10 protein-coding genes are annotated in these 14,611 nt (G+C 55.8%); 7 read left to right on the top strand and 3 right to left on the bottom strand.

Annotation, left to right across the window (positions count from 1 at the left end; translation table 11 throughout):
- Positions 1 to 47: 47 nt before the first annotated feature.
- Both AB1748_RS17015 and metK read right to left on the bottom strand, forming a co-directional pair.
- Entirely contained in the window at positions 48 to 1,445 is a 1,398-nt protein-coding gene (locus AB1748_RS17015; RefSeq protein ID WP_111140652.1) for a sugar porter family MFS transporter, read from the bottom strand.
- Between the two features lie 526 nt (positions 1,446 to 1,971).
- Positions 1,972 to 3,123: a methionine adenosyltransferase gene (gene metK, locus AB1748_RS17010; RefSeq protein WP_111140651.1), complete on the bottom strand. Its 1,152-nt coding sequence runs from the start codon at positions 3,121 to 3,123 to the stop codon at positions 1,972 to 1,974.
- A gap of 844 nt (positions 3,124 to 3,967) precedes the next feature.
- Between metK and speA the strand changes: the two genes are divergently transcribed.
- The 3 genes from speA (at position 3,968) to AB1748_RS16995 (ending at position 7,621) form a co-directional block, all read left to right on the top strand.
- A complete protein-coding gene (speA, locus tag AB1748_RS17005) occupies positions 3,968 to 5,944 on the top strand; it encodes a biosynthetic arginine decarboxylase (protein WP_111140650.1) in 1,977 nt (658 codons plus the stop codon).
- Positions 5,945 to 6,114: 170 nt separating this feature from the next.
- Positions 6,115 to 7,035 (top strand): agmatinase, encoded by a 921-nt coding sequence (speB, locus tag AB1748_RS17000; RefSeq protein ID WP_111140649.1) that lies wholly within the window; start codon positions 6,115 to 6,117, stop codon positions 7,033 to 7,035.
- A 175-nt stretch (positions 7,036 to 7,210) separates the two neighbouring features.
- The gene (locus tag AB1748_RS16995) at positions 7,211 to 7,621 is read left to right on the top strand and encodes a YidB family protein (protein ID WP_367395812.1); all 411 of its coding nucleotides are present in this window, start codon (positions 7,211 to 7,213) and stop codon (positions 7,619 to 7,621) included.
- Positions 7,622 to 7,673: 52 nt separating this feature from the next.
- Here AB1748_RS16995 and AB1748_RS16990 read toward each other — a convergent pair whose 3' ends face one another.
- On the bottom strand, positions 7,674 to 8,429 hold the full coding sequence (locus AB1748_RS16990) for a M48 family metallopeptidase (protein ID WP_111140647.1): 756 nt from the start codon (positions 8,427 to 8,429) through the stop codon (positions 7,674 to 7,676).
- A 271-nt stretch (positions 8,430 to 8,700) separates the two neighbouring features.
- Here AB1748_RS16990 and tkt point away from each other — a divergent pair, with 271 nt between their 5' ends.
- The 4 genes from tkt to fbaA all read left to right on the top strand — a co-directional run bounded on the left by tkt (position 8,701) and on the right by fbaA (position 14,431).
- Entirely contained in the window at positions 8,701 to 10,695 is a 1,995-nt protein-coding gene (gene tkt, locus AB1748_RS16985; protein WP_111140646.1) for a transketolase, read from the top strand.
- A 316-nt stretch (positions 10,696 to 11,011) separates the two neighbouring features.
- Positions 11,012 to 12,031 carry an erythrose-4-phosphate dehydrogenase gene (epd, locus tag AB1748_RS16980; RefSeq protein ID WP_293774596.1) on the top strand — a complete coding sequence of 340 codons (1,020 nt, stop codon included), beginning with the start codon at positions 11,012 to 11,014 and terminating at the stop codon, positions 12,029 to 12,031.
- 51 nt (positions 12,032 to 12,082) lie between these two features.
- Complete coding sequence (gene pgk, locus AB1748_RS16975) at positions 12,083 to 13,246, top strand: phosphoglycerate kinase (protein WP_111140644.1); 1,164 nt, start codon at positions 12,083 to 12,085, stop codon at positions 13,244 to 13,246.
- A gap of 105 nt (positions 13,247 to 13,351) precedes the next feature.
- A complete protein-coding gene (fbaA, locus tag AB1748_RS16970) occupies positions 13,352 to 14,431 on the top strand; it encodes a class II fructose-bisphosphate aldolase (RefSeq protein ID WP_111140643.1) in 1,080 nt (359 codons plus the stop codon).
- The last annotated feature ends 180 nt before the right edge of the window (positions 14,432 to 14,611 follow it).

Raw genomic sequence — 14,611 nt, 5'->3', positions numbered from 1 at the left:
AGGGCGGGGTTTCCAGAGAAACCCCGCCCTTTTTTTCATGCGTAATCTTAGTCGCGTGAACCGATATCGCGCAGTTTTTTACCAGCCATCAGATTGCGTTCGATGTGCTCCAGCGAGACGTTTTTGGTCTCCGGGATCAGCATCACCGTCAGCAGAATGAAGAACAGGTTAAGCGCCGCGTAGACCCAGAAGGTGTTGGCATTGCCCAGCGTGTTCAGCATCGTCAGGAAGGTCGCACCCACGATCATGTTCGCGATCCAGTTGGTGGTGGTGGAAACGGTGATACCGAAATCGCGGCCTTTCAGCGGCTGAATCTCGGAGCAGAGTACCCAGATCAGCGGACCGGCTGACATCGCAAAGCCCACGATGAACATCAGCAGCATACCGATAGCGAAGTACTGCGCGCCCGGAGTATGGATGCCGAAGTGCAGCATAGTACCCAGCACGCCCATACCGGCCGCCATCACCATGAAGCCCAGAATCAGGGTCGGTTTACGGCCCCAGCGATCCACCAGACCGATGGCAATAAAGGTCGCGAGTACGTTAATCAGACCCACAATCACCGTGCCCCACATCTGCTGGGTGGTGTTGGCGAAGCCGGCGATTTCAAAGATTTTCGGCGCGTAGTACATGATGACGTTCATGCCGGTAAACTGCTGCATCACCTGCAACAGGATGCCAAGATAGACCGCGCGGCGGAAGTGGCTGCTGCTGGTGAACAGACCCCAGCCAGACTGCTTAACTTTCAGGCTTTCACGAATCTCTTCCAGCTCACGTTTGGCCTGTTCGCTGGTGTCACGCAGACGATCCAGAACGCGTTGTGCATCGCGGAAGTTGCCTCGTGCCGCCAGCCAGCGTGGGCTGTTTGGCAGGAAGAAAACCCCGATCAGCAGCAGCAGTGCCGGAATCGTGATGATGCCCAGCATCCAGCGCCAGTTGCCGGTAAAGCTGAACGCGGTATCGGTCAGGTACGCACCCAGGATACCGATGGTGATCATCAGCTGATACAGCGAAATCATACTGCCGCGAATTTTTTCTGGTGCAATTTCAGAAAGATAGAGTGGGGCGGTATAAGAGGCGATACCGACAGCCAGACCCAGCAGCACGCGGGCGCTGATCAGCATCTCCGGGTTCGGCGACATTGCCGACCAGAGTGAACCGATGACGAACAGAATCGCGCCGGTCATCAGGCTTTTTTTACGGCCCAGACGGGATGACATCCAGCCGCTGCCGATCGCGCCGACGGCGGCACCAAACATCATCGAACTGACGATCCACTCCTGCTGATGAGCGGTAACGTTGAAGTCCTTTGCGATAAACGGCAGGGCACCGGCGATCACGCCGATATCCAGACCGAACAGCAGACCCGCAAGGGCCGCCAGAAAGCAGACAAATAAGGTCATCGCCTTATTTGAAGTTCTGCTTTTGTGTGTATTGCCAGGCATTTTAGCCTCCAGGTTTATCCATCATTGTTTTTATCGATGTTAAAAAACCTTTTGCGAGAAAAAAGTGAAACCGATCACATCAGTGTAATCGCTTACACATGCTGAAACCCTGAAATTCAGCCTATTTCTCTCGTAAAGATTCATTAATCAGTGAGGTATAGCACTCATTAAGTTTCTGACAATGCTCTGTTTACCGGCTATCAGACGACGCTGAAAATAACGCATTTTCAGAAGAATAACTACGTGCGTTAAATCTTAAATATCAGATAAACAAAGCATTTCGATTTGTAATCGTTAACATTTTGTTGTCAGAAAAAGCGAAAGGAAGTGTAGCTGAGAAATAAGAAATTGCCCTGGCGCGAAAAGATCACGCCCGAAATTGCGTTTTTAGCAGGGAAGCCAGGCCAGAAACAGCCGCTGCCCAGAGTGCGGAAAGGAAGAATCTGCGCCTGCCGTCAGTGATGCGGCTGAAAAGGGCATAAAAAAACCCTGCCGGAAGGCAGGGCTTCATGGGCAGCCGGTGACCTTACAGGCCAGCCGCGTCACGCAGCAGGGCGGCTTTGTCGGTTTTTTCCCATGGGAAATGTTCGCGACCAAAGTGACCGTATGCGGCGGTCTCTTTGTAGATTGGGTGCAGCAGATCCAGCATCTGAATCAGACCGTATGGACGCAGGTCGAAGAACTCACGCACCAGCAGCGTCAGCTGCTCGGTTGACACCTTCTCGGTGCCAAAGGTTTCTACCATGATAGAGGTCGGTTCAGCCACGCCGATGGCGTAGGAGACCTGGATTTCACAACGGTCAGCCAGACCCGCCGCGACGATGTTTTTCGCTACGTAACGCGCGGCATAGGCTGCAGAGCGGTCTACTTTAGAGGGATCTTTACCGGAGAATGCACCGCCACCGTGACGCGCCATGCCGCCGTAGGTATCCACGATGATTTTACGACCGGTCAGGCCGCAGTCGCCCATCGGGCCGCCGATCACAAAGCGACCGGTTGGGTTGATGTGATATTTGGTGGTGGCGCTCAGCCACTCTGCTGGCAGAACCGGCTTGATGATCTCTTCCATCACCGCTTCCTGCAGATCTTTCTGGCTGATGGATTCGGCATGCTGGGTCGACAGAACCACGGCATCGATGCCGACGATTTTGCCATCATCATACTGGAAGGTGACCTGGCTCTTGGCATCCGGGCGCAGCCACGGCAGCGTGCCATCTTTACGGACTTCAGCCTGGCGCTGAACCAGACGGTGCGCATAGGTCACCGGCGCAGGCATCAGCACGTCGGTTTCGTTTGTGGCATAGCCGAACATCAGACCCTGGTCGCCCGCACCCTGTTCCAGCGGATCGGTACGGTCAACGCCCTGATTGATATCCTGAGACTGTTTACCAATCGCGCTTAATACCGCGCAGGAGTTGGCATCAAAGCCCATATCGGAATGAACATAGCCGATTTCACGTACAGTTTTACGGGTAATCTCTTCGATATCGACCCATGCGCTGGTCGTGATTTCACCGCCAACCAGCACCATACCGGTCTTGACGTAGGTTTCGCAGGCCACGCGCGCTTTAGGATCCTGCTCCAGGATCGCATCCAGCACAGCATCGGAGATCTGGTCGGCGATTTTATCGGGATGTCCTTCTGATACGGACTCGGACGTGAAAAGGTGTTTAGCCATTCTGTTCTTTACCTTAAATATGGTTTGAGTACGACTGCATAGCGTCAGGGAGGGTTTCTGGCCTGACGCCCCTTCAGGCAAAGCCGCGAGCAGTGAGGAAGTATCAGCACAGCAGGCTGACACCGCCTGGATCGTAACCTGTTTAGATGGAAAACCATCTGGACGGCTATTTTAGGATAGAGGATAAACCAATTGCCAGCCCTTTTTCTGTTTCCGCGTTCGCCCTGCCACTGTTATCGGCATAATTTACTGAGGCTACACACAATTCGCCGATAATCTTTTTGCATTTCCAGACGGTAAACTGTATAAAACGCCGCTGCTTTTGATAGCAGCAGCAAGGATGACGCCCCTGTCTGCGTCGCGCCTGTCAGACCCGGGTCTGGCTTTCACCCTGGTTGTTCTCCATGTGCCCCTGGCATATGCGGAGGTGATACAAGTAATGAACCACGCGTTTTCTTCTTTCGGTTCTCTGCGCAGCGCGGCTGCGCTGGCTCTCTCCTGCTTCCCATCTGTTTCTCATGCCTGCCGACACGCTGTCCGGTGCGGTAATTTTACCGACACAGGCACCGGCTAATCTTTATCTCTGTTCTCAGGGTTTTGTTACTTCTCTGCGGCTGCGCAGCGGAACGACACTGGTTATCTCTGGTCTATACCGATCGGTTAAATGTTCTCTGTTTAAACCGGGATGGTCAGGGTGTTTTACACTTAACGCTGAGGCGTGAATCGCGCTGACGAGAATGTCAGGTGAACAGGACATTGCATTTAATGTTGCGACAGGTTTTCAGATTGGCGGCCATACAGCCGGTTAACAGTTTCATCTTTCAACGGAAAATTGAGGTTCGCGATGTCTGACGACATGAAGAATATCAAAGGTTCGTCAGCTGGCGAACAGGGTACACTCCGCTCCATGCAGGAGGTTGCAATGAACGATCAGGATGCGAGCAAAATGTTGCGCACGTACAACATCGCCTGGTGGGGCAACAACTATTACGACGTTAACGAGCTGGGCCATATCAGCGTCTGCCCGGACCCGGATCGCCCCGAGGTGCGCGTCGATTTAGCCCGGCTGGTTAAAGAGCGCGAAGCGCAGGGCCAGCGTCTGCCCGCGCTCTTCTGCTTCCCGCAAATCCTGCAGCACCGTCTGCGCTCTATCAACGCCGCCTTTAAACGTGCGCGTGAATCTTACGGCTATACCGGCGACTACTTCCTGGTTTACCCGATCAAGGTTAACCAGCATAAGCGGGTGATTGAGTCGCTGATCCACAGCGGTGAGCCGCTGGGACTGGAAGCTGGCTCAAAAGCAGAGCTGATGGCGGTGCTGGCGCATGCCGGTCAGACCCGATCGGTGATCGTCTGTAACGGCTACAAAGACCGTGAATATATTCGTCTGGCGCTGATTGGCGAAAAGATGGGCCACAAGGTCTATCTGGTGCTGGAGAAGATGACCGAGGTCCGGCTGGTGCTGGAAGAGGCCGAGCGTCTCAACGTGGTGCCGCGTCTGGGTATCCGTGCGCGTCTGGCGTCGCAGGGCTCCGGCAAATGGCAGTCAAGCGGCGGCGAAAAGTCGAAGTTCGGTCTGTCGGCAACCCAGGTACTGAAACTGGTTGAGATCATGCGCGAAGCGGGTCGTATCGACAGCCTGCAGCTGCTGCACTTCCACCTGGGATCGCAGATGGCCAACATCCGCGATATCGCTACCGGCGTGCGTGAGTCGGCGCGCTTCTATGTGGAACTGGCAAAGCTGGGCGTTAATATCAAATGCTTCGACGTCGGCGGCGGTCTGGGCGTCGATTACGAAGGCACACGGTCGCAGTCTGACTGCTCGGTCAACTATGGGCTGAATGAGTACGCGAACAATGTAATCTGGGCGATTGGTGCCGCCTGTGATGAGCATGGTCTGGAACACCCGACGGTCATCACCGAGTCGGGCCGTGCCGTGACAGCACACCATACCGTGCTGGTCTCGAACATTATCGGCGTAGAGCGCAACGAGTTCAGCGAACCCGAAACGCCGGAACCGGATGCGCCACGTCCGATCCTCAGCATGTGGGAAACCTGGCAGGAGATGCACGAGCCGGACACCCGCCGTTCGCTGCGTGAATGGCTGCATGACAGCCAGATGGACCTGTCTGATATCCACACCGGCTACTCGTCCGGCACCTACGATCTTAAACAGCGTTCATGGGCCGAGCAGCTCTACCTGAGCATCTGTCATTACATCCAGCAGCATCTCGATCCCAGCAACCGTGCGCACCGTCCGATCATCGACGAACTGCAGGAGCGGATGGCGGATAAGATCTATGTGAACTTCTCGCTGTTCCAGTCGATGCCGGACGCATGGGGTATCGACCAGCTCTTCCCGGTGCTGCCGCTGGAAGGGCTGAACAAAAAGCCGGAGCGTCGTGCCGTGCTGCTCGACATCACCTGTGACTCCGATGGCACCATCGATCACTACGTGGATGGCGACGGTATCGCAACCACGCTGCCGATGCCGGAATATGACCTGGATAACCCGCCGATGCTAGGCTTCTTTATGGTCGGCGCCTATCAGGAGATCCTGGGCAACATGCACAACCTGTTCGGCGACACCGAGGCGGTGGATGTCTACGCGCGCGAGAACGGGGAAGTGGAAGTGCAGCTCTCCGACGAAGGGGACACCGTGGCAGACATGCTGCGCTACGTGCAGCTGGATCCCAACGAGCTGATGACGCTGTTCCGTAATCAGGTTCAGACCTCCGATATCGACGACGAGCTGCGTGCGCAGTTCCTCGAAGAGTTTGAGAGCGGCCTCTACGGATACACCTATTTAGAAGATGAGTAACCGACGCGGGCAGGCGGCGATCGCATATTGCAGTTGCCGTTCACTATGTCGATAATCTGACACACTCAATCCCTTCCTCGTCGGGCCTAACGACGCGGAGGGGATTTTTTTCATCTCAACCTTAATGGCTTGCGGGCCTGGCCCGACTCACGCACAAAGAGAGAGCAATTATGTACAACACGCTTGGCAATCAGTACGACAACTCCCTGGTCTCTAACGCCTTCGGCTTTATGCGTTTCCCGCTGAACTTTCAGCCTTATGACAGCGACGCCGAATGGGTGATCACCGGCGTTCCTTTCGATGCCGCCACCTCGGGTCGTCCGGGCAGCCGCCTGGGGCCGGGAGCGATCCGTCAGATCTCCACCAACCTGGCGTGGGAAGGCTGCCGCTGGCCGTGGGATTTCGATCTGCGTCAGCGTCTGAACGTCGTCGACTGCGGCGATCTTGTTTACGCCTTCGGTGATTCGCAGGATCTCTCCGACAAGTTACAGGCCCATGCAGAAAAACTGCTGGCGAATGGCAAGCGCATGATGACCTTTGGCGGCGACCACTACGTTACGCTGCCGCTGCTGCGCGCTCATGCGAAACATTTCGGCAGGATGGCGCTGGTGCACTTCGATGCGCACACTGACACCTACTCGAATGGCCCGACGTTCGACCACGGCACCATGTTCTTTACCGCGCCGAAAGAGGGGCTGATCGATCCACAGCACTCCGTGCAGATCGGTATCCGCACCGAGTTCGACAAGAGCCTGGGCTTCAACGTGCTGGATGCGGCGCAGGTCAATGACCGCAGCGTTGATGATATCCTGGCTGAAGTAAAACGTACCGTCGGCGACCTGCCGGTCTATCTGACGTTCGATATCGACTGCCTGGACCCGGCCCATGCGCCTGGCACCGGTACGCCGGTCATTGGCGGTCTTACCACCGACAAGGCGACCAAACTGATCCGCGGCCTGCAGGGGATGAACATTGTCGGCATGGACCTGGTTGAAGTCGCCCCGGGCTATGACCACGCCGATCTGACCGCGCTGGCTGCGGCCACGCTGGCGCTGGATATGCTGCATGTTCAGGCTGTGAACAAAGGTTAATCCCCGCGCTATCCCACGCCTGCTGGCTGCGTCCGGCAGGCGTTTGTCCTCTGTTTCTCTCTGTGCCCACGCCTCGCCCGCACCGTCTCCACCCGCCACGTCAGCCCGTGATCCGGGCGCAACCCCGCATCAGCAACTAAACTTATTGATACCCATTCTCAATGTGGAGGCAATCATGGGCTTTCTTGATGAACTGGCGGGTTCACTCCAGAACCACCAGAGTGACGGGCATCTTCCGGGGCAGCTTCAGGCTGTCTGGCACTGGGTGCAGGAGCAGGGCGGTGTCGAAGTGTTGCTGCAAAAATTCCAGCAGAGCGGACTGGGTGACGTTTTCAGCTCGTGGATTGGCACCGGCGCGAACCAGCCGCTGGCGCACAACGATATTCACTCGGCGTTTGGCCAGTCTGAGCTGCAGTCGCTGGCGGATAAACTGGGCACGGATGTGCAGGGGGCGGCGGGGACGCTGGCGGTGATTCTGCCGCAGCTGATTGACCGGATGTCACCGCAGGGGCAGATGGATGAAGCCTCACTGCACGAGAACAAACTCGATCTGGGCTCTATGGTGAATCAGATCTTCCACCGCTAGACCGCTGAGCCGCATGGCGGGCGCATCCCTCCGGCTGCACCCGCCTTTGACGTTACTTCGCGTCTGCCGCGATGCGCTCACGAATATGCTCCGCACGCGCTTCAGAGGCCGGGTGAGAGTCAAACATTGAACTCTGACGACCCTGTTCCAGCTTCGCCAGCTTCTCGAAACTGGTCACCAGACCCATCGGGTTGATGTTGCGCTTCTTCATCAGATCGTAAGAGTAATCATCCGCCTGCGACTCCTGAGACTGAGAGAACTGGGCGTTAACCAGCTTTTCACCCATTTCGCCCAGCTGCGACTGCGACAGGGAGCCGATTACACCCCCCACCGACGCGGCGGCCGTGCGGGCGGCGGTGGTGGCATACGCCAGCTGCATCGCCTTGCGCGTATGGCCCAGCGCGACGTGGCCCATCTCATGGCCCAGCACGCCTTCAACTTCGTTGTCGGTCATCATATCCATCAGGCCGCTGTAAACACGGATACAGCCGTTTGCCATCGCCCAGGCGTTGACATCTTTGGTCTGATAGACCTTGTAGTTAGCCGGCACGCCATTAATGTTATCGCCCAGCGCGGCCGCGATCTTGTTCAGCCGCTGCTGATAGTCGCTGTTTGCCGGGGCGATCTGATTATCCTTGTCCATCTGCTCACAGGATTGATCGCTCAGCTGCTTTACCTGATCGTCGCTCAGGGTATAAGCCTGAAACGCCTGTGCGCCCGACTGCATCAGCCCGTTATTGTCTAAACCCTGACAGCCGCTGAGCAGCGTCGCCAGCCCCAGCGCACATACCGTTTTCTGGATTTTCATGCTCTATCCCATTCATAACAAGGTAAGAAAAACAAACACCTGAAACGCAGTCAGGTGAATAAACGTTTTGGTTATAGCGTGCCCGTCCGCACTTTGCTAGCAGAGTTGGCCGGAAAAGCCAGACGAAGCGGCTGCATTTAGCGTTTTACAGCATGTACTTTTGCCCCGATTTTCATGTACATTGATGGGCAACTTTTTCCTTGTTTTGCCCGCTAACTCATTAATAACAATAAGTTAAGGTGCGAAGCATTAATCCGACCTGGAGTAGAAAATGCCCTCTCGTAAAGAGCTTGCCAACGCCGTTCGTGCGTTAAGTATGGATGCAGTACAGAAAGCGAAGTCGGGACATCCGGGTGCCCCGATGGGTATGGCGGACATCGCTGAAGTCCTCTGGCGCGGCTATCTGAACCACAACCCAACGAACCCGCAGTGGGCTGACCGCGACCGTTTCGTGCTCTCTAACGGTCACGGCTCAATGCTGATCTACAGCCTGCTGCACCTGACCGGCTACGATCTGCCGATGAGCGAGCTGGAAAACTTCCGCCAGCTGCACTCAAAAACTCCAGGTCATCCGGAATATGGCTACACCGCAGGCGTGGAAACCACCACCGGCCCGCTGGGGCAGGGCATTGCTAACGCCGTTGGCTTCGCGATTGCTGAGCGCACACTGGCAGCCCAGTTCAACCGTCCGGGTCATGATATCGTAGACCACAACACCTATGTCTTCATGGGCGATGGCTGCATGATGGAAGGCATCTCTCACGAAGTCTGCTCGCTGGCGGGAACCCTGAAGCTGGGCAAGCTGGTGGCCTTCTATGATGACAACGGTATCTCTATCGACGGTCACATTGATGGCTGGTTCACTGATGACACCGCGAAGCGCTTTGAAGCGTACGGCTGGCATGTGATCCGTGGCATCGATGGCCACGATGCAGACGCGATTGCTAAAGCGATCGACGAAGCGAAAAGCGTCAGCGACAAGCCTTCACTGCTGATGTGCAAAACCGTGATCGGCTTCGGTTCACCGAACAAAGCGGGCACCCACGACTCTCACGGCGCGCCGCTGGGCGATGACGAAGTAGCACTGACCCGCAAACAGCTGGGCTGGAACCACGCACCGTTTGTGATCCCTTCTGAAATCTACGCTGAGTGGGACGCGAAAGAAGCGGGTCAGGCGAAAGAGTCTGCCTGGAATGAGAAATTTGCTGCCTATGCGCAGGCGCATCCGGAGCTGGCGGCTGAGTTCACACGTCGCGTCAGCAACGAGCTGCCGGCGAACTGGCAGGAAGAGTCACAGAAATTTGTTGAGCAGCTGCAGGCCAACCCGGCGAAGATTGCCAGCCGTAAGGCCTCACAGAACGCCATTGAAGCCTTTGGTAAAATTCTGCCAGAGTACCTGGGTGGCTCAGCCGATCTGGCGCCAAGTAACCTGACCATCTGGTCCGGCTCTAAGCCGATCAATGAAGATGCGGCCGGTAACTACATCCATTACGGCGTGCGCGAGTTCGGTATGACCGCCATCGCCAATGGCCTGGCGCTGCACGGCGGCTTCCTGCCTTACACCGCAACCTTCCTGATGTTTGTGGAGTATGCGCGTAACGCCGCGCGTATGGCGGCCCTGATGAAGATCCGTCAGATCATGGTCTACACCCATGACTCCATTGGTCTGGGCGAAGATGGCCCGACGCATCAGCCGGTTGAGCAGATGGCGAGCCTGCGCACCACGCCAAACATGAGCCTGTGGCGTCCTTGCGACCAGGTGGAGTCTGCGGTGGCGTGGAAATATGCTATTGAGCGTAAAGATGGCCCGACGGCGCTGATCTTCTCCCGTCAGAACCTGGCGCAGCAGGAACGTGATGCTGCACAGCTGGCGAACGTCGCGCGCGGCGGCTACGTGCTGAAAACCTGTGAAGGTACGCCGGAGCTGATCCTGATCGCTACCGGTTCAGAAGTGGAACTGGCAGTAGGCGCCTGGGATAAACTGACCAGCGAAGGCCGTAAAGTGCGCGTGGTCTCCATGCCATCGACCGATGCTTTCGACAAGCAGAGCGAAGAGTACCGTGAATCTGTGCTGCCGAAAGCGGTCAGCGCACGCGTTGCTATTGAAGCGGGCATCGCAGATTACTGGTTCAAATACACCGGCCTGAACGGCGCGATTGTGGGCATGACCAGCTTTGGCGAATCTGCTCCTGCGGATCAGCTGTTTGAACTGTTTGGCTTTACCGTCGACAACGTGGTCGCGAAAGCGAAGGCGCTGCTGGCGTAAAAACGCGGCCAGGCGGCGCTTCACCCGCCTGGCAGTAAAACTCGGGGACGATCTTTTCGTCCCTTTTTCCTCTTTTATTCCTGCAGTAATAACTGATTTTTGCCCGTTTTTGTGATGCAGATCCAAATTTAAGCAGGCAGATTGATCACAGTCATTCCCGTTATTCCTTCCTTCTATTATTGTAGCTGAACCGTTTCAGTCGCCGGGCAGATCGCCCTGGTTTCGGACAATGCCGGGTAAGAATCTCCTGTACAAAATGCAGTGAAACGCTCAGGCTAACGGCACGTTTTTTTCAGTCTGACGTGGCAGGAGAGAAATGACGGTACGGGTAGCGATAAATGGTTTTGGCCGGATTGGACGCAACGTCCTGCGCGCGCTCTATGAAACGGGCCGGCGGGCGGAAATCACCGTGGTCGCCATCAACGAACTGGCAGAAGCCACCGGTATGGCGCACCTGCTGAAATATGACACCAGCCACGGCCGTTTTGCTTTCGATGTACGCCAGGAGCGCGATATGCTCTGTGTCGGGGGCGACACCCTGCGCATTCTGCACCGCGCCGCCATTGCCGATCTTCCCTGGCGCGAACTGGATGTGGATATAGTGCTGGACTGCACGGGCGTCTACGGCTCGCGCGCTGATGGCGAAGCGCATCTGCAGGCGGGGGCGAAGAAGATACTCTTCTCGCATCCCGGCGGCCATGACCTCGACGCGACCGTCGTGTATGGCGTGAACCAGCAGGATCTGACGGCCAGCGACCGCATCGTCTCCAACGCCTCCTGTACCACCAACTGCATTATTCCGGTGATCAAACTGCTGGATGACGCATTTGGCATCGAGTCCGGCACCGTCACCACGATCCACTCCGCGATGCACGATCAGCAGGTGATCGACGCCTATCACAGCGATCTGCGTCGCACCCGCGCCGCCAGTCAGTCGATCATTCCGGTCGATACGCGTCTGGCGGCCGGAATCACCCGCATTTTTCCGAAATTCAACGATCGCTTTGAGGCGATAGCCGTGCGTGTGCCGACCATTAACGTCACGGCCATCGATCTCAGCGTCTCTGTGCGCCAGGCCGTGAAGGCGTGTGAGGTGAACACCCTGCTGCAAAGCGCAGCAGAGGGGGCATTTCGTGGTATAGTTGACTATACGGAATTACCGTTAGTCTCAGTCGATTTTAACCATGATCCGCACAGTGCCATTGTGGATGGAACACAAACGCGGGTCAGTGGTCAACACCTTATCAAGACCCTGGTCTGGTGTGACAACGAATGGGGCTTCGCTAACCGGATGCTCGACACGACGTTAGCGATGGCCGCAAGTGGTTTCAGGTAAGACGCGGTTTGCGTCTGGCAAAACTTATGAGAATCAACGAGAGGATTCACCATGTCTGTAATTAAGATGACCGATCTGGATCTGGCTGGCAAACGCGTGCTGATCCGTGCCGATCTGAACGTACCTGTTAAAGAAGGTAAAGTGACGTCTGATGCACGTATCCGTGCTTCACTGCCAACCATTGAAGCGGCGTTGAAACAGGGCGCGAAAGTAATGGTTACCTCTCACCTGGGTCGTCCGACCGAAGGTGAATACAACGAAGAGTTCTCACTGCTGCCGGTAGTTAACTACCTGAAAGAGAAGCTGAACGGCACCACCGTGACGCTGGCTAAAGATTACCTCGACGGCGTTGACGTCGGCGCTGGCGAGCTGGTCGTTCTGGAAAACGTTCGCTTCAACAAAGGCGAAAAGAAAGACGACGAAGCGCTGTCTAAAAAATATGCTGCCCTGTGTGACGTGTTTGTGATGGATGCCTTTGGTACCGCGCACCGCGCACAAGCCTCTACCCACGGCGTCGGCAAATTTGCCCCTGTCGCCTGTGCAGGCCCGCTGCTCTCTGCTGAGCTGGAAGCGCTGGGTAAAGTAATGAGCAACCCTGAGCGTCCGCTGGTTGCGGTCGTCGGTGGCTCTAAAGTCTCTACAAAATTTGACGTGCTGCAGTCGCTGGTGAAAATCGCGGACACCGTGATTGTCGGCGGCGGCATCGCTAACACCTTCGTGGCTATCGACAACAAGGTCGGTAAATCACTCTATGAGCCAGACTTCGTGGAAGCGGCTAAAGGCCTGCGCGACCAGTATGGTATCCCGGTTCCGGTTGACTCCCGCGTCGGCACGGAATTCTCTGAAACTGCCCCTTCAACCGTGAAAAAGGTTTCGGAAGTGGCGGATAACGAAGAGATTATGGACTTTGGTGATGAAACCGCACAGGCGATGGCTGCGATCCTGAAGGATGCTAAAACCATCCTGTGGAACGGCCCGGTAGGCGTGTTTGAGTTCCCTAACTTCCGTAAAGGCACCGAGATCGTGGCTAATGCCATTGCAGACAGCGACGCGTTCTCTGTAGCAGGCGGCGGCGATACCTTAGCGGCTATCGATCTGTTCGGCATTGAAGACAAAATTTCCTACATCTCGACCGGCGGCGGCGCATTCCTGGAGTTCGTGGAAGGCAAAAAACTGCCGGCCGTTGCCATGCTGGAAGAGCGTGCGAAGCAGTAATCCTTTGGGGGCGATGCCTGACGGCATCGCCTGAAGTCTTGCCCGACTGGGCGTTTAAATCGACGTTCCTTAAGGGGAACAACGGTCACGAAACAGGACACAATCATGTCTAAAATTTTTGATTTCGTAAAACCCGGCGTTGTCACTGGTGATGACGTACAGAAGATCTTCAAAGTTGCAAAAGAGAACAAATTCGCACTGCCAGCCGTAAACTGCGTCGGCACCGACTCCATCAATGCGGCACTCGAAGCTGCAGCGAAAGTGAAAGCGCCAATCATCATCCAGTTCTCTAACGGCGGTGCAGCCTTTATCGCGGGTAAAGGCTTCAAGAGTGACAAGCCACAGGCCGCGGCCATCTTCGGTGCGATCGCCGGTGCACACCACGTTCACCTGATGGCAGAGCAGTATGGCGTGCCGGTTATCCTGCACACCGACCACTGTGCCAAGAAACTGCTGCCGTGGATTGACGGTCTGCTGGACGCGGGCGAAGAGTATTTCCAGAAAAATGGTAAGCCACTCTTCTCATCTCACATGATCGACCTGTCAGAAGAGTCTCTGGAAGAGAACATCGAAATCAGCAGTAAGTACCTGGCGCGCATGGCGAAACTCGACATGACCCTGGAGATCGAACTGGGCTGCACCGGTGGTGAAGAAGATGGCGTGGATAACAGCCACATGGACGCGTCAGCACTTTACACCCAGCCAGAAGATGTGAACTACGCGTACGAAAAACTGCATGCGATCAGCCCACGCTTCACCATTGCGGCCTCATTCGGTAACGTTCACGGCGTTTACAAGCCAGGCAACGTCAAACTGACCCCGACCATCCTGCGCGATTCGCAGAAATTCGTGTGTGAAAAACATGGCCTGCCGCACAACGCGCTGGACTTCGTTTTCCACGGCGGTTCAGGTTCTTCAGCAGCAGAAATCGAAGAGTCTATCAGCTACGGCGTGATCAAGATGAACATCGATACCGATACCCAATGGGCGACCTGGGACGGCATTCTGCAGTACTACAAAAAGAACGAAGGCTATCTGCAGTCGCAGCTGGGTAACCCGGAAGGCGACGACAAGCCAAACAAAAAATATTACGACCCACGCGTCTGGCTGCGTTCTGCCCAGTCCTCGATGGTCGTGCGTCTGGAGCAGGCTTTCAAAGAGCTTAACGCTGTCGACGTTCTGTAACCTTTATCCGTTACCGTACAAAAAAGGCCCGAAAGGGCCTTTTTTTATGCGTTAAGCCTGCCGGAAGCCGGGGGGATTTGGCACTTCATCCGATAATTGATTACCCTTGTTAGCAGGGTGTCGGATTACATCTGGCAGTTTTGTCATTCCCCGATGGGAATCTAACAACAGGGCTTATTA

The organism is Pantoea sp. Ep11b (assembly GCF_040783975.1).
Taxonomy (GTDB): Bacteria; Pseudomonadota; Gammaproteobacteria; order Enterobacterales; family Enterobacteriaceae; genus Pantoea.
Note: the sequence above shows the minus strand (reverse complement) of the source record. Positions and strands in the feature narration are given on the sequence as shown.